Source organism: Neisseria basseii, from assembly GCF_962707005.1.
GTDB classification, from domain to species: domain Bacteria; phylum Pseudomonadota; class Gammaproteobacteria; order Burkholderiales; family Neisseriaceae; genus Neisseria; species Neisseria bergeri.
In genome coordinates, this window is record NZ_CAUIXH010000002.1 from 59,861 (window position 1) to 76,397 (window position 16,537).

Genomic DNA, 16,537 nt, shown 5'->3' on the forward strand with positions numbered 1-16,537 from the left:
CTATGCTATACAATACGCGCCTACTCTTGACGGGTCTGTAGCTCAGGGGTTAGAGCAGGGGACTCATAATCCCTTGGTCGTGGGTTCGAACCCCACCGGACCCACCAATTCCCAAGCCCGGACGTATGTTTGGGCTTTTTTGCCATTTATGGCGGCACATTCAGACCGGACAGGCAACACGGCTTTTCCCTGCATCTACCTTTTGTCGGACGACCTCATTATGAACCCGAAAATTCCCGCCACAGCGGCTATATTGGTCAAAAACTCGGAACGCTATCTGCACGAAGTATTGACCGCGCTTCAAGACTTCGATGAAGTTTTGCTGCTCGACAACGGCTCGACCGACCGCACCTTTGAAATCGCCGAACGCTTCACCAACATCAGTTATCACAAACATAACTTCATCGGCTTCGGCCCGATGAAAAACCTTGCCGCAAAACTTGCGCGAAATGATTGGATATTCAGCATAGACAGCGACGAAGTGGCAGATAGAGAACTGATTGCCGCCATCCGCAAAGCCGTGGCGGAAAACAAAGAACAAAACATCTTCTCCCTCTCGCGCCTGAACCATTACAACGCCCGCCTGATCAAAGCCTGCGGCTGGTATCCCGACATTATCCCGCGCCTTTACCACCGCCGGTTTACCCGTTTTTCCGACCGTCAGGTGCATGAATCGCTGATTTTGCCGCCCGATGCAAACGTCCGTCCGCTCGAAGGCCGTCTGAAACACTATTCCTTCGAAAACGCCGAAGGGCTGATTCAAAAAATGCAGCAATACAGCTCGCTCTACGCCGAAGAAAACCGCTACAAAAAAGACAGCTCCCCCTTCAAGGCCCTGTTGCACGGCAGCGTATCGTTTGTCAAGAACTACCTGCTCAAACGCGGCTTTGCCTACGGCGCGGACGGCTTGACCATTTCCATCGCCAATGCGCAAGGTTCGTACTACAAATATGTCAAACTTTACGAGCGCAACCGCAACATCAGTGTCGCCCTGATTGTAACCACCTACAACCGCCCCGACGCGCTGGAGCTGGTTTTGAAATCCGCGCTCGCGCAAACCCGCCTGCCCGACGAAATCATCGTCGCCGACGACGGTTCGCGCCAAGACACTGCCGAAGTTGTCGAGTTCATCCGCAGCCACACCGACATCCCCGTCAAACACTCTTGGCGGCCGGACGACGGCTTTCGCGCCGCCGAATCGCGCAACCGCGCGCTGGCGCAGGCAAAAAGCGACTACATCATCCTTATCGACGGCGATATGATACTCGACCCGTCCTTCATCGCCGACCACCTCAAACTCGCACGCAAAGGCAGGCTGATACAGGGTTCGCGCGTTATCCTGACCCAAGCGCGCACCCAAGAAATTTTAGCCTCCGGCGAATTGCCCGATTTGTCCGCGTTCAGCCAAGGCATAGAAAAACGCCTGTCCGCCCTGCGCTGCCGCAGCCTATCCGCCCTGATCGGCAGACAAAGCAGCCGCAAACACAAAGGCATCAAAACCTGCAATATGGGCTTTTTCCGCAGCGATACTCTGGCTGTAAACGGCTTCGACAACCGCTTTGTCGGCTGGGGACGCGAAGACAGCGAGTTCGTCGCCCGCCTCTTCCATAACGGCATAAAACGCCACAACCTTAAATTTGCCGGCATTGCCTACCATCTTTGGCACAATGAAGCCGAACGCAATGCCTTACCGCAAAACGACGCGCTGCTCAAAGCCACGCTGTCCGAACAAAAAATCCGCTGCGAAGACGGTTTGGACCGCTTCTTACCATAAATTCAAATAAAAGCACCTATATCCTTATTTCTGCCATCACTCCTGAGCAGGCAGGAATCCGGTTTTTTGAATTTCGGTTATTTTAAATAAATCCTGAAACTTTAATCTCGTCATTCCCGCGAAAGCGGGAATCCAGTCCCTTCGGTTTCAGTTTTTTGTGTTTCGGATAACTTCCTATGATTTTCCGTTACCGGATTCCCACCTTCGTGGGAATGACGACAAAAAGACGGTCGTTGTTTCGGACAAATCACCGTAGCGTTAAAATTCTGTATTCCCACTCTCGCGAAAATGACGATATGCGTATTCTCTATTTAATCCACGATAAAAACTTCAGACGGCCTATGCCGTCTGAAAGCCTTTGATGCAACAAACCGCCAAATTATATTCGTTCATTGGAAAGAAACACCCCGAATTCATCCTTCAAAATAAGAAAATCCCAATATCACCCGATATCGCGCAGCCTATTGGCAAAGTTTTGCAGCGTCTTCCCCGGCTTGTGCCGCCGCGTCAAGTGCTTTGTTACAATGCACTACCTTCACATTTCTTAATAAATTTTATGAGTAACCATACTTCTTGGTCGTCCAAAATCGGTTTCGTCCTTGCTGCGGCAGGTTCGGCCATCGGTTTGGGCGCGATTTGGAAATTCCCTTATACGGCGGGCACCAACGGCGGCGCGGTGTTTTTCCTGCTGTTTTTGATATTTACCGTCTTGGTCGCCCTGCCCGTCCAGCTTGCCGAGTTTTATATCGGGCGCACGGGCGGTAAAAATGCCGTCGATTCCTTCAGGGTTCTGCGTCCGGGTACGCAATGGCTTTGGGTCGGGCGTATGGGCGTTGCCGCCTGCTTTATTTTGCTGTCGTTTTACAGCGTGGTCGGTGGATGGGTATTGAATTATGTCGTCCACAGTTTTACAGGGGCAATCCATGCGGGAGCGGACTTTGAAGCCCTGTTCGGCACAACAATTTCCAATCCGGCAGGTTCGCTGTTTTATCAGGCACTGTTTATGCTGATTACGGTTTGGGTGGTCAAAGGCGGCATTTCAGACGGCATTGAAAAGACAAACCGTTATCTGATGCCGGGGCTGTTTATCCTCTTTATTGCGCTGGCAATCCGTTCGCTGACGCTGCCGGGTGCAATGGAGGGCGTGTCTTTCCTGCTCAAACCGAATTGGTCGTACTTTAAAGCCGATACGATGATTACGGCTTTGGGACAGGCATTTTTTGCCTTGAGCATCGGCGTTTCCGCCATGATTACCTACGCTTCATATTTGGGAAAAGATCAGGATATGTTCCGTTCCGGCCATACGATTATGTGGATGAACCTCTTGGTTTCCCTGCTTGCCGGCCTGGTGATTTTTCCGGCGGTATTCGCCTTCGGTTTTGAACCGAGCCAGGGGCCGGGATTGATTTTTATCGTATTGCCCGCAGTGTTTATGAAGATGCCGTTCGGTACGGTTTTGTTTGCGGTATTTATGCTGCTGGTCGTTTTCGCCACGCTGACTTCCGCATTTTCAATGTTGGAAACGGTCATTGCCTCAACCATCCGCCAAGACGAGCGCAAACGCAAAAAACATACTTGGCTTATCGGCACAGCCATTTTCATTGTCGGCATCCCGTCCGCGCTGTCTTTCGGCGTATGGGGCGAGTTTAAGGTTTTCGGCAAAACCATTTTTGATTTGTGGGACTACCTGATTTCAGCGGTCATTATGCCTGTCGGCGCATTGAGCGTTGCCGTATTTACCGCCTGGATTCAGGACAGGCAGTCTGTGTTAAAAGATGCCGGATCGGGCAGCACCGTACCACGGGCAGTGCTGCTGCTGTGGCTGAATACCTTGCGCTACCTCGCCCCGATTGCCATTATTATCGTTTTCATCAATTCTTTGGGCATCCTTTAAAAGCCATCCAAACAGCAAAAATGCCGTCTGAAACTGTTTCAGACGGCATTTTACTTTTGGTTCAACCTATTTCGTTCAAAGTATTGTCCGGCATGACCAGCCAAACTTTAAGCCGCCTGCTTTCGGCAACCGACCGTATCAGCAGCAAATCCATTACGGAAAACGCCGTCGACAAGGCATCGGCAACCGCCGCATCATCCGCCATTACGCTCATGCTTTTATAGCGCGGCGTACCCGCGCCGGTCCGCGGATCGAACAAATGGGTAAACCTGCCCGCTTTGTCCATCACCGTCCCATAGCCGCCCGAAGTGGCAAACGCCTTGTCTTTCATGACAACCGTCGCCAACACGCCTTCTTCGTCATCCGGGTTGCGGATACCGACATTCCAAGTCCGTTTACCGTTTGTATCAAATCCTCTGATTTCGCCCATATCGACCAGCGCGGCAGGCACGCCGTTTGCTTTAAGCAGCGCAACAACCTTGTCCGTGATATAGCCTTGCGCGATGCCGTTCAAGGACAAACCCATACCCTTTTCGGTAAAACGGATTTCACGGTCGTCAAACGAGACTTTGCCGAAGCCTACCCGTTTCAGGGCTTCCTTCACGCTATTCTCCGGCGGCGGCGTTTCCGCATCGGGATGAGCGGAAAAATAATCGGCATACAGTTTCCACAAAACCTGAACTGTCGGATCAAATGCCCCTCCGGTCAAAGTATGCATATCCCGACAAATGCTCAACAGTTCCAAAAAATCCGCCGGAGGCGAAATCAGATAACCGTCCCTGTTCAGACGGCTGATCAAACTGTCTTCACGGTAAAGGCTGAACATTTTTTCCAAACGCGCCACTTCCGCCAAAACCTTGTTGACCAAATCTGCCGCCTGTCTGTCGTCCACACCGAACAGGCGCAGCTCCGCGCCGGAACCCAGCGCGACACCTTTCCAGAAAAACACATTTTCATCGCGTTTTTCATCCCTGTTGCGTTTTTCGCCGCCGGCGGCAAAAGGATTCGGCAAAAAAGAAACCGCCGCGCCCGCCGCCGCAACGGCGGCAACCGTCAAAAAACGCCTGCGCCCGAAATGCCTGCCCATACCGCCTCCTAAACCGACACTGCCGCCTTGATGTGCGGATGCGGATCGTAGCCTTCCAACTCGAAATCTTCAAATTTGAAGGCAAACAAATCTTTGACTTCAGGATTGATTTTCATCACAGGCAAGGCGCGCGGTTCGCGTTCCAACTGCAATGCGGCCTGCTCGAAATGGTTGCGGTACAAATGCGCGTCGCCAAACGTATGGACAAACTCGCCCGCCTCCAGCCCGCACACTTGCGCCATCATCATCGTCAACAGCGCGTAGCTGGCAATATTAAACGGCACACCAAGGAAAATATCCGCGCTGCGCTGGTAAAGCTGGCAGGACAGTTTGCCGTCAGTAACGTAAAACTGAAACAGCGCGTGGCAGGGCGGAAGTGCCATTTCATCGACCAAAGCCGGATTCCATGCCGATACAATCAGACGGCGCGAGTCTGGATTCTTCTTGATTTGTTCCACCACGTTGGCAATTTGGTCGATATGCCTGCCGTCGGGTGCAGGCCAGCTGCGCCATTGATAGCCGTAAACCGGGCCCAAGTCGCCGTTTTCGTCCGCCCACTCATCCCAAATGGAAACATTGTTGTCCTTCAGGTATTTGATATTGGTATCGCCTTTGAGGAACCAGAGCAGTTCATAAATAATCGAGCGCAAATGCAGCTTTTTGGTCGTCAGCAGCGGAAAACCTTTGCCCAAATCAAAACGCATCTGATAACCGAATACGGAGCGCGTGCCCGTACCGGTGCGGTCTGATTTGTCCGTACCGTTGTCGAGGACGTGGCGCATCAAGTCCAAATAGGCCTTCATCATCATCTTTCATCAAGTTGAACGGCGCATATTGTAACATTTCCGGATAATGCCCAAAACACGGATACAGGCAGACAAGATTGTTGACAATTTCGATTCTTTCCCACGGGAAATCGGGCTTAAAAACAAAATTACCTTGATTGTAATCAAAAAATCTAGTTTAATTACTTAGAATAAAATTCCAATAATATTTTTATTTGCGAAATTAATTTATGATTATTGATTGATTATCGGCAATAAACATCAAACATTAAAAATATGGAAAAAATAATGTCAACAATTTGTGCCAAATCGGGCTTGGCATCAGAAAAAAATAGGTTTATATTGCTACCTACAAATTTGTTTTCCCATTAGTACAATATCAACCAAAAGGAGTATCCGAATGACTGACCTGAACACCCTGTTTGCCAACCTCAAACAACGCAACCCCAATCAGGAGCCGTTCCATCAGGCTGTTGAAGAAGTCTTTATGAGCCTCGATCCATTTTTGGCAAAAAATCCGAAATACACCCAGCAAAGCCTGCTGGAACGCATCGTCGAACCCGAACGCGTCGTGATGTTCCGCGTAACCTGGCAGGACGATAAAGGTCAAGTCCGAGTCAACCGGGGCTACCGCATTCAAATGAGCTCCGCCATCGGTCCTTACAAAGGCGGTCTGCGCTTCCACCCGACCGTCGATTTGGGCGTGTTGAAATTCCTCGCTTTTGAACAAGTCTTCAAAAACGCGCTGACTACCCTGCCTATGGGCGGCGGCAAAGGCGGTTCCGACTTCGATCCCAAAGGCAAATCCGATGCCGAAGTAATGCGCTTCTGCCAAGCCTTTATGACCGAACTCTACCGCCACATCGGCGCGGACACCGATGTTCCGGCCGGCGACATCGGCGTAGGCGGGCGCGAAATCGGCTACCTGTTCGGACAATACAAAAAAATCCGCAATGAATTCACTTCCGTCCTGACCGGCAAAGGTTTGGAATGGGGCGGCAGCCTCATCCGCCCCGAGGCGACCGGCTACGGCTGCGTCTATTTCGCACAAGCCATGCTGCAAACCCGCAACGATAGTTTTGAAGGCAAACGCGTCCTGATTTCAGGCTCCGGCAACGTGGCGCAATACGCTGCCGAAAAAGCTATCCAACTGGGCGCGAAAGTGCTGACCGTTTCCGACTCCAACGGCTTCGTCCTCTTCCCCGACAGCGGTATGACCGAAGCGCAACTCGCCGCCTTGATCGAATTGAAAGAAGTCCGCCGCGAACGGGTTGCCACCTACGCCAAAGAGCAAGGTCTGCAATACTTTGAAAACCAAAAACCGTGGGGCGTTGCTGCCGAAATCGCCCTGCCCTGCGCAACCCAGAACGAATTGGACGAAGAAGCCGCCAAAACCCTGTTGGCAAACGGCTGCTACGTCGTTGCCGAAGGCGCGAATATGCCGTCGACTTTGGGCGCGGTCGAGCAATTTATCAAAGCGGGCATCCTCTACGCCCCGGGCAAAGCCTCCAACGCCGGCGGCGTAGCAACTTCGGGCTTGGAAATGAGCCAAAACGCCATCCGCCTGTCTTGGACTCGTGAAGAAGTGGACAACCGCCTATTCGGCATTATGCAAAGCATCCACGAGTCCTGCCTGAAATACGGCAAAGTCGGCGACAAAGTAAACTATGTCAACGGTGCGAACATCGCCGGCTTCGTCAAAGTTGCCGATGCGATGCTGGCGCAAGGTTTCTAAGCAAACGCCGCCGCCCCGCAAACAAAATGCCGTCTGAACCGCAAATGCTGTTCAGACGGCATTTCATTATCCGGGCATTTCAAACCTTTTTTCCTGTGTTTGGATACCCGGCTGATTCCATCCGTTTGCAAGTGAAAAGCCGCTTATTTTCGTTTGGGCGCAAACCGGTTCCATTGAATAAAAAGCTGTCCGATTGTTGGCGCGCTATGCCGTCTGAACGGCATTCACACCGCCCAATCCTGCACGCGCTTCAAATCGTTTTGCGCCAAAGTATCCGCGTGGCGGTTACGGCTCTGATATTCCCTGTCTTTCAATATGCTGCTTGCCACATAATTCAAATGTGCCTTTGCCGCCTCCGAAGCCTCGACCGGCCGGCGGTTCGATATCGCCTCATACAGCACGCGGTGCTGCGCCATCAGTTTCGGACGCGGATCTTCTTCCTGATTCAGATAAATAAGGCTGCTGCGCGTCTGCCGGTACAGCATTTTCAACAAACCGCCCGACAAATGGCTGAACAACAAATTGTGCGCCGCATCCGCAATCGTCTGATGAAAGCTGACATCGGCTTCGCTCTGATGTTCCAAATTGCCGCTTCCGCACGCTTCCTCAAACTTTTCAAGCCAAAACCGAATCCGCTTCAAATCGGCATCCGTCCGGCGTTCTGCCGCCAATGCTGCCATACAGCCCTCGATGTGGCAGCTGAAATCAAAAACATCCTGTTCCCAATTGGAATGTTTGCCCAAAAGCTCCTGCCAACTTTGCAAAAAATCCTGCTGCGGCTTGACCGAAACATAATAACCGTCTCCCTGCCTCGCTTCCAAAACCTGACGGGCGACCAAAACATTCAATGCCGACCTGACCGACGGGCGCGAAACGCCGAACTCTTCCGCCAAAACGCGTTCGGGCGGAATCTTGCCCCCTTCCGCGTAAACCCCTTCCGCAATGCGCTCCTCCAATACCGACAATACCTGATCGCTGATTTTCTGAGGCCTTACCAGTTTCATCACCCCTCCTTTAAAAGATTATTTAACGAACCCTTCCGAAATACATCAAACATCAAATTGGACTGACCAATCAGGGCGGATTCTAATGACACGCCGTTCCCGCCGTCAACGGCATTTACCTCGCACCACCCCCGAAACACAGGAAGAAACTACATCAAACTACAATTTTTGTTTTTACAAATATTTGTTTTAACTGAATTTAAACGAAAGCTCCGATTCAAATCGGCCGAACCGCCCAAAAATATATTGACCTGAATATTAAAGTTTCGTAAAGTAATGCAACGTTGCTTTAATTGGTTTGACCACTATTGCCGACGATTAGAAAAATATTTTCGGAGATGTTCAATTATGGAAACTTGGGTTCAAAACTACACGGCAATCGGCGGCAGCCTGTATCTGACTGCCGCCGCCGCACTCTTACCCATCGTCTTTTTCTTTGCCGCGCTGACCGTCCTGAAGCTGAAAGGCTATCAGGCGGGGCTTTATACGCTGCTGATTGCGCTTGCCGTTGCCGTATTCGGCTTCGGGATGCCGGCGGGTATGGCGGTTTCTTCCGCGCTGTACGGCTTCGCTTACGGCTTATGGCCGATTGCCTGGATTATCGTTACCGCCGTATTCCTGTATAAAATTACCGTAAAAACAGGGCAGTTCGACATTATCCGCGCTTCCGTGGTTTCGATTACCGAAGACCAACGCCTGCAAATGCTGCTGGTCGGCTTCTCCTTCGGCGCATTCCTCGAAGGCGCGGCAGGCTTCGGCGCGCCGGTGGCGATTACCGCCGCTTTGCTGGTGGGCTTGGGCTTCAATCCGCTCTACGCCGCCGGTTTGTGTTTGATTGCCAACACCGCGCCCGTGGCTTTCGGCGCGATGGGTATTCCCATCTTGGTTGCCGGTCAAGTGTCCAATCTCGATCCTTACCACATCGGTCAGGTCGCCGGCCGCCAACTGCCGATCCTGTCGGTTATCGTACCCTTCTGGTTGGTCGCTATGATGGACGGTATGCGCGGCATACGCCAAACTTGGCCTGCCGTATTGGTGGCGGGCGTATCTTTCGCCGTTACCCAATTCATTACCGCCAACTTCATCGGCCCGGAATTGCCCGACGTTACTTCCGCTCTGGTCAGCCTGATTTGCCTGTCCGCCTTCCTGAAAAAATGGCAGCCTAAAGAAATCTTTACATTCAACGGCATGAAAAAACCGTCCGAACGCAAAGCGGGCGAATACACTGCCGGACAAATCATCAAAGCTTGGTCGCCCTTTGCCATTCTGACCGTTTTCGTCAGCGTGTGGACGATTAAGGGCGTAAAAGAGGCTTTGGGCGTTGCCACCGTCAAATTCGACTGGCCGATGCTGCACAACTTGGTACAAAAAGCCGCGCCCATCGTCAGCGAACCGACACCATACGCCGCCGTGTTCAAAATTGACTTCCTCGGCGCAGTCGGTACGGCAATCCTGTTTGCTTCCATCGTTTCCGCAATCCTGCTGAAAATGAAGCCTTCCGAAGCCGTCGGCACTTTCTTTGAAACGCTCAAAGAATTGCGCCTGTCCATCCTGTCTATCGGTTTGGTACTCGGCTTCGCATTCGTGGCAAACTATTCAGGACTGTCATCTACATTGGCACTCGTCCTTGCCGCTACCGGTGCCGTGTTCCCGTTCTTCTCGCCGTTCCTCGGCTGGTTGGGCGTATTCCTGACCGGTTCGGACACTTCCGCAAACGCCTTATTCGGTTCTTTGCAGGCAAGCACGGCGCATCAAATCGGTGTTACCCCCGAGCTGACCGTTGCCGCCAATACGACCGGCGGCGTAACAGGCAAAATGATTTCCCCTCAATCCATCGCCATCGCCTGTGCGGCAGTAGGCTTAGAGGGCAAGGAATCCAACCTGTTCCGCTTTACCGTGAAACACAGCCTGATTTTCTGTACCTTTGTCGGTCTTCTCACCCTCCTACAGGCATATGTTTTGCCGTGGACGCTGATTTTCTTTAATAAATAACCCGTCTCTCAAAATGCCGTCTGAAGCCTTTTCCGCTTCAGACGGCATTTTTTTATCGGGCCGGTACATTCATTATTGATGTATGTTAAACAAAGTGCATTTTCTGATACATCGTTCAGTTTAGTTTTATATACTACTTTAGAACTAACACAACAACCCTCCATTTAAGTAGATTAAATATGAAAACTACCCACTTCTTACTCCTCCCCCTTGCAGCCGCGCTAAGCCAAGCATGGGCAGCCCCCGTTGCGGAAGAAACCGCCGAACTCTCGCCCGTTACCGTTACCGGAACACAGCAGCAAAAGGCCAACACTGTCAAATTCAATCCTAAAGCCACCCTCCAGCCCCTACCGGCAGGCGACGGCGCGGATTTGCTGCAATCCGTCCCCAATATGAGCATCATCCGCAAAGGCGGCAGCTCGGGCGATCATTGTTCCGAGGTTTGGGCGGCTCGCGCCTTGCCATCAATGCAGACGACCAGTTCGTTTACGGCGGTTGTTCCAACCGCATGGACCCGCCCACTTCCTACATCCACCCCAGCACCTTTGACGAAGTTGTCGTTACCAAAGGTCCGCAAACCGTTACCCAAGGGATGGGTTTGATCAGCGGTTCGGTTCATTTCGTCCGTAAAGATCCGACCTTCCACGAACAACCCTACTCCTTCAACGGCAGCACTACATTAGGCAACAGCGGCAGACGCGATGCCTCCTTTGAAGCAGGTGCGGGCGGCAAATACGGTTATGCCCGCCTCAATGTCTCACACAACGAATCTGACGACTATAAAGACGGAGCAGGCAACCGCGTACATTCCAACTTCAAACGCGACAGCCAAATGGTTCAGTTGGGCGTTACCCCGACCGAAAACACCACCATCGCCGGTACATACGAACGCAGCCGCGGTAAGGCAGCCTACGCCGACCGCATGATGGACGGCAGCAAATTCGACCGCGACGCGTGGAATGTCCGCATCAGCCAGCGCAATATCACACCCTGGTTGAGCGAAATCGAGGCACGCTACGGATCCAGCGAAATCGACCACGTTATGGACACCTACAGCCTGCGCCCCGTCGGTATGATGGGCAAACGTGCCATGAATCCCAAACGCCGCACCGATACCGGCAATCTGAAAGCCACTTTCGATTGGGACAACGTCAACCTTCAAACCGGCATCGACTATATGCGCGACCGCCATACCGAACGGTCAGGCGATGAAAAATTCACCGAAAAAGCATATGCTCCGACACAAAGTTTTAACCAACTGGGCGGTTTTGCCGAACTTGCATGGCAACGTACCGACAAGCAAAAACTAATTGCCGGTTTGCGGCACGATAAAGTTACTGCCGTTTACGAAACTTATCCGAACAGCGACCCCAACAGAACCATCAAATATCCTTTGACTTCCGGCTTCTTCCGTTTCGAGCAAACTGCGGGAAATACCAAATATTATGCAGGTTTGGGCGTTGCCCAGCGTTCGCCTGACTACTGGGAGCGCAATCGGGATGAAGACCTGAAAAAAGAAACCAACCGCCAAATCGATGCAGGCATGATTTGGAACAAGGGCAACCTCCACCTTGCCGCCTCACTCTTTGCCGGTAAAATCCGCGACTATATCCTGATTGAACAGCACATGATGCACCACGGCGGACATGTCATGACCATGGCGCGCAACATCGATGCCACCCGTTTCGGCGGCGAACTTGAAGCCAAATGGCAGTTTGCACCAAGCTGGAGCATCAGCAGCAACCTTGCCTACACGCGCGGTAAAAACATGACCGACAATCTGCCGCTTGCACAAACACCTCCGCTTGAATGGAACAACACCCTTGCCTTCGACAACGGCAAATTCAGCGCGGGCGCATTGTGGAAAGTCGTTGCCAAACAAAACCGCTACGCCAAAGGACAGGGCAACATCATCGGTCAGGACATCGGCGCATCCGCAGGCTTCGGCGTGCTTTCCGTCAATGCAGGTTGGAAATTCAACAAATACGCCACCCTGCAAGCTGGTGTGGACAATGTGTTCAACAAAACCTATGCCGAATTTGTCAGCAGAAGCGGAGGATTTGTCGATCCTGCCGCCGGCATCAAAACCACCCGCGTCAACGAACCCGGCCGCACCGCTTGGTTAAGGCTGCAAGCCAAGTTCTAAACGCTTGCATTTTAAAATGCCGTCTGAAACAGAGTCCGTTTCAGACGGCATTTTTTGTAAGGTGCGACAATCCGACAGCACGCCAGCATTTCCTTTTTCCCCTCCTATAATGGGTTATAGTGGATTAACAAAAACCAGTACGGCGTTGCCTCGCCTTAGCTCAAAGAGAACGATTCTCTAAGGTGCTGAAGCACCAAGTGAATCGGTTCCGTACTATTTGTACTGTCTGCGGCTTCGTCGCCTTGTCCTGATTTTTGTTAATCCACTATAATATAAATACTTATAACTAGATAACTATATATATTTTGACAACAGTCAAACTAATCCTAAATAATATTTACACTAACTGGTATAATTACGCCATTTTGCTAAAATCCCGCCGCCAAACCACTATAAAAGGAAAAATCATGCATACCCCCCCCGCCCTTCACGCACTGCGCTTGCCGTATCATCCGCACTCATGCTGTTATGCGCCGCGCACGCCTCCGCCGCAGATATTGCCGCCCTTCCGGAAATACACGTCAAAGAACTGGGAAAACAAACGGCTTCCAACTACACCATCCCCGCCTCATCCGCAGCCACAGGCATCAAGCTGACCCAGCGTGAAACACCGCAATCCCTGTCTGTCATAACGGCAAAACAAATCGAAGACCAAGGCTTGGACAGTCTGCAGGACGTATTGAAACAAACACCGGGCGTGTTCCACAGCAAAATGGGCAACAACGTCTCCGGCCACAGCCAGTTTATTTCGCGCAGTCAGGCGATTGACAGCATTTCCGTAGATGGCGCGCCCAAATTCCTTTACGACTACAAAGCCATCCGCCGCGGCACCAACAATCTGGACAGCGAATTGTATGACCAAGTCGTCGTCGTGCGCGGCGCAAGCGGTTTGTCCAACGGCGGTATGGGCGAGCCGGGCGGTACGGTTGCTTTGGAACGCAAAAAACCGACTGCCAAGCCAGCCGTCAGCGTGGAAGCCGGAGTCGGTTCGTGGAAACACTACCGCTTCGTCCTTGATGCCAATCAGCCTTTAAATGCCGACAATACCTTGCGCGGCCGCACTATTTTGGTCAGCGACCACGGCGGCGATTACCTGCCGAATACATCGCGCCACAATCATACGTTCTACGGCATTCTCTCCTACGACATTGCCCCTCAGACCCAATGGAATATCGGTACGGAAATACACCGTTTCCGCAATAAAGGTAGCTCGCGTTTCAGCTATCTGACGGCAGCAGGCAATAAGAAAGACGGATTCATACCGTTTGAGGCTTCGCCGCGTAGCAATTCCTCGGCAAAATGGGCTTACGGCAAAGACACCAGTGCCGAAGTGTTCACTTCCCTCAGCCATGAATTTGACAACGGCTGGAAACTGACAGGCAATTACAGCTATCTGACAGGTAAAAGCGACATCGTTTCAGGCATTGCCGGTACATACAAAATCAATACCGACTACTCCGCGCTTTTCACTTCAGACCGCGACCGCAGCAAATACCGCGACCAAAATTTTTCCCTGACTTTGGACGGCGATTATCCGGCGTTGGGCCGTTCGCATGAATTTAATGCAGGCATCAGCTATCAGGACAACAAAGAAAACCTGTCTTTCTATGAAGAAGGCGAATCGACGATTCCCGATTTGCGTAAATTTGACGGCAACATCGCCAAACCCGATATGCCGTATTCGCGCGATGGTTTTACCGATATGAAAAACCTGTCGGTTTACGGCTCGACCCGTTTCAAACTGACCGACAAGCTGGCATTGATAGGCGGCGGACGTTTTGTAGATTGGCGGTACCGTTACAGCACTGACCGTAACAAATTCGCTTACAGCAGCCACAAACAAAACGTTTTCATTCCTTATTTGGGTGTAACTTATGATCTAGACGACAACCTGACTGCCTATGCGTCCTACACCACCATCTTCCGCCCACAAGTGCGCAACCTGACCAAAGACGGCAAACCGCTCGAACCGCAACGCGGCAAAACCTACGAGACCGGTTTGAAAGCCTCGTGGTTTGAAGGCCGTCTGAATGCTTCCGCGTCTGTGTTTATGAACAAACGCGACCATTTGGGCGTGGTTGAAGGCGAATTCGCGAATGGCGATGAATACTACCGTGCAGTCAACAACACCACGACAAAAGGCGTGGAACTCTCTGTCGGCGGCCGCCTAAGTGATAAATGGCTGCTGAATGCGTCTTATGCACGTTCCAAAATCAAAAACAGCGAAGGCAAGCAACTGCATCCGTCTTATCCGGTTCATTTGTTCAAACTCTTTACCGCGTATGACCTAACCGACCGTTTGAACCTGGGTGCAAACATCAACTGGCAAAGCCGCAGTCATACGCTGGACGAATACCCTGCAGACATCAACCCTGCCGCCGCAGCCGCATTGACCCAACGCCCCTACGCCACGCTGGACTTGACCGCGCATTACAAAATCGGCAAATCCACCCGCATCGGTTTGGACTTTGAAAACGTGTTCAACAAACGCTACCGCACGATGCCGGATATTCATGTTTACGGCACGCCGCGCAGCCTGACCGCAACCGTCAAACATACCTTCTAAACGGATACGGCCTGCCGTCTTAAAAGGCAGGCAGGTACCGGAAACCGTTTTAAAGAAAGAAATGCCGTCTGAAACCTTATCGTTTCAGACGGCATTTGGTTGCCCGGGCGGTTATTTACCGGTTGGGGTATCCCGTTTCAATCCTCCGCCGAGTGCCTTGTACAAATCGGCAAGGTTTTCGGCACGGGTCAGTTGTGCCGACAAAGCCGCACCTTCTGCCGCATAGCTGCTGCGTTCCGCATCGAGCAAATCGAGCGCGCCGGATACGCCGTGTTTGTAACGCAGTCCGACCAGGCGCAACGCTTCTTTAGAGGCGCGGCTTTGTTTGCTTAAAGCGGCATAGGCTTTATCCAGCTGCTCGCGCGCCGCCAATGCGTTTGCCACGTCTTGAAAGGCGGATTGGACGGCGGCTTCATAGGCAACGATTTGTGCCTGTTGGCGCAGTTTCGCCACATCGAGGTTCGCCTTGTTCGTTCCCCAAGTAAAAATCGGCAGGGTAATAGACGGCGCAAACGACCAAACGCCGGTGCCGCTTTTGAACAGCCCGCTCAATTCGGCAGAACCCGTACCGACACTTCCGGTCAGGCGGATGGACGGGAAAAAGGCGGCGCGTGCCGCACCGATATTGGCGTTCGCCTGTTTGAGCGCGTGTTCGGCGGCACGGATGTCGGGACGGTCGAGCAATACTTCGGAACTCAAACCGGCCGGCAGTTTTTCAACAAAAAACTGCTTGTCCAACGGCAAACCGGCGGGCAGGTCGTCGGGTATCGGTTGGTTAATCAAGGTTGCCAAGGCATTGCGCGCCTGTTCGCGGCTGCGCGCGGCATGGGCATAATCGGCTTTGGCAGATTCAATCAAGGCTTCCTGCTGGCGCAGGGCGACGGCGGAAATCACACCTGCCTTGTACCGCAATTCTGAAAGCTTGTAGGTTTCCTCGCGCGTTTTCAAGACACGCTGTGCCAAGGACATCGCTTCTTCGGCATAGCGTTCGTTGAAATAGGCTTTGGCAACGGTGGCAATCAGGCTCAAATGTGCCGCATCGCGGTTGGCGGTGCTGGCAAAATAGCCTTGAAGGGCTGCTTCGCTGCTGCTGCGGACGCGTCCGAACAGGTCGAGTTCGTAAGATGCCGCACCCAATCCGACATTGTAGCTGCTGCTGACATTGCCGCCGCCTAAGCTGCCTTGACGCGAGCCGTTCGCATTGGCGGCCAGTGTGGGCAGAAGGTTGTTGCGCTCGATCATGTATTGTTTGCGGTAGATTTCGCTGTTCAATACGGCAGTACGCAGACTGGTATTGCGCTCAAGTGCGATGTCGATCAGCTTTTGCAGGCGCGGGTCGGCAAAGTAGTCGTGCCAACCCAAATCGACCGCACGGATGCCGCTGTCGGCGGTATCGTTTTTAAACGTTTCCGCAACTTCGACTTTGGGCTGCTCGTATTGGGGAATCATCGTGCAGGCGGATAATGCGAAGGCCGCCGCAACGGAGGTTAAGGTAGTTTTCAATGTAGTATCCATAAAAAAGTCCTAATGCCGTCTGAAAACCCGTGGGCATTC

Annotated in this window: 9 protein-coding genes, 1 tRNA gene and 1 pseudogene; 7 read left to right on the forward strand and 4 right to left on the reverse strand. The window is 52.2% G+C overall.

Annotated features, from left to right (window positions below):
- Nucleotides 1-31: 31 nt before the first annotated feature.
- The 3 genes from Q9I99_RS01485 to Q9I99_RS01495 all read left to right on the forward strand — a co-directional run bounded on the left by Q9I99_RS01485 (nucleotide 32) and on the right by Q9I99_RS01495 (nucleotide 3,668).
- A tRNA-Ile gene (locus Q9I99_RS01485) sits at nucleotides 32-107 on the forward strand.
- Between the two features lie 113 nt (nucleotides 108-220).
- Nucleotides 221-1,774 carry a glycosyltransferase family 2 protein gene (locus Q9I99_RS01490; RefSeq protein ID WP_301667350.1) on the forward strand — a complete coding sequence of 518 codons (1,554 nt, stop codon included), beginning with the start codon at nucleotides 221-223 and terminating at the stop codon, nucleotides 1,772-1,774.
- Between the two features lie 556 nt (nucleotides 1,775-2,330).
- Nucleotides 2,331-3,668 carry a sodium-dependent transporter gene (locus Q9I99_RS01495; protein WP_301667351.1) on the forward strand — a complete coding sequence of 446 codons (1,338 nt, stop codon included), beginning with the start codon at nucleotides 2,331-2,333 and terminating at the stop codon, nucleotides 3,666-3,668.
- A gap of 61 nt (nucleotides 3,669-3,729) precedes the next feature.
- Here Q9I99_RS01495 and Q9I99_RS01500 read toward each other — a convergent pair whose 3' ends face one another.
- Nucleotides 3,730-4,755: an FAD:protein FMN transferase gene (locus Q9I99_RS01500; protein WP_301667352.1), complete on the reverse strand. Its 1,026-nt coding sequence runs from the start codon at nucleotides 4,753-4,755 to the stop codon at nucleotides 3,730-3,732.
- An 8-nt stretch (nucleotides 4,756-4,763) separates the two neighbouring features.
- Complete coding sequence (locus tag Q9I99_RS01505; protein ID WP_250314936.1) at nucleotides 4,764-5,558, reverse strand: thymidylate synthase; 795 nt, start codon at nucleotides 5,556-5,558, stop codon at nucleotides 4,764-4,766.
- Nucleotides 5,559-5,940: 382 nt separating this feature from the next.
- Between Q9I99_RS01505 and gdhA the strand changes: the two genes are divergently transcribed.
- Nucleotides 5,941-7,275, forward strand: a complete 1,335-nt coding sequence (gene gdhA / locus Q9I99_RS01510) for an NADP-specific glutamate dehydrogenase (RefSeq protein WP_301667353.1) — start codon at nucleotides 5,941-5,943, stop codon at nucleotides 7,273-7,275.
- A gap of 224 nt (nucleotides 7,276-7,499) precedes the next feature.
- Here the strand turns inward: gdhA and Q9I99_RS01515 are convergent, their stop codons facing one another.
- The gene (locus tag Q9I99_RS01515; protein ID WP_107819483.1) at nucleotides 7,500-8,279 is read right to left on the reverse strand and encodes a FadR/GntR family transcriptional regulator; all 780 of its coding nucleotides are present in this window, start codon (nucleotides 8,277-8,279) and stop codon (nucleotides 7,500-7,502) included.
- 348 nt (nucleotides 8,280-8,627) lie between these two features.
- Here Q9I99_RS01515 and Q9I99_RS01520 point away from each other — a divergent pair, with 348 nt between their 5' ends.
- The 3 genes and pseudogenes from Q9I99_RS01520 (at nucleotide 8,628) to Q9I99_RS01530 (ending at nucleotide 14,983) form a co-directional block, all read left to right on the forward strand.
- Nucleotides 8,628-10,271 (forward strand): lactate permease LctP family transporter, encoded by a 1,644-nt coding sequence (locus tag Q9I99_RS01520; protein ID WP_301667355.1) that lies wholly within the window; start codon nucleotides 8,628-8,630, stop codon nucleotides 10,269-10,271.
- A 179-nt stretch (nucleotides 10,272-10,450) separates the two neighbouring features.
- A pseudogene (locus Q9I99_RS01525) lies at nucleotides 10,451-12,417 on the forward strand (TonB-dependent copper receptor).
- A 460-nt stretch (nucleotides 12,418-12,877) separates the two neighbouring features.
- Nucleotides 12,878-14,983, forward strand: a complete 2,106-nt coding sequence (locus tag Q9I99_RS01530; RefSeq protein WP_301667356.1) for a TonB-dependent siderophore receptor — start codon at nucleotides 12,878-12,880, stop codon at nucleotides 14,981-14,983.
- A 111-nt stretch (nucleotides 14,984-15,094) separates the two neighbouring features.
- Here the strand turns inward: Q9I99_RS01530 and mtrE are convergent, their stop codons facing one another.
- Nucleotides 15,095-16,498 (reverse strand): multidrug efflux transporter outer membrane subunit MtrE, encoded by a 1,404-nt coding sequence (mtrE, locus tag Q9I99_RS01535; RefSeq protein WP_301667357.1) that lies wholly within the window; start codon nucleotides 16,496-16,498, stop codon nucleotides 15,095-15,097.
- Between the last annotated feature and the right edge of the window lie 39 nt (nucleotides 16,499-16,537).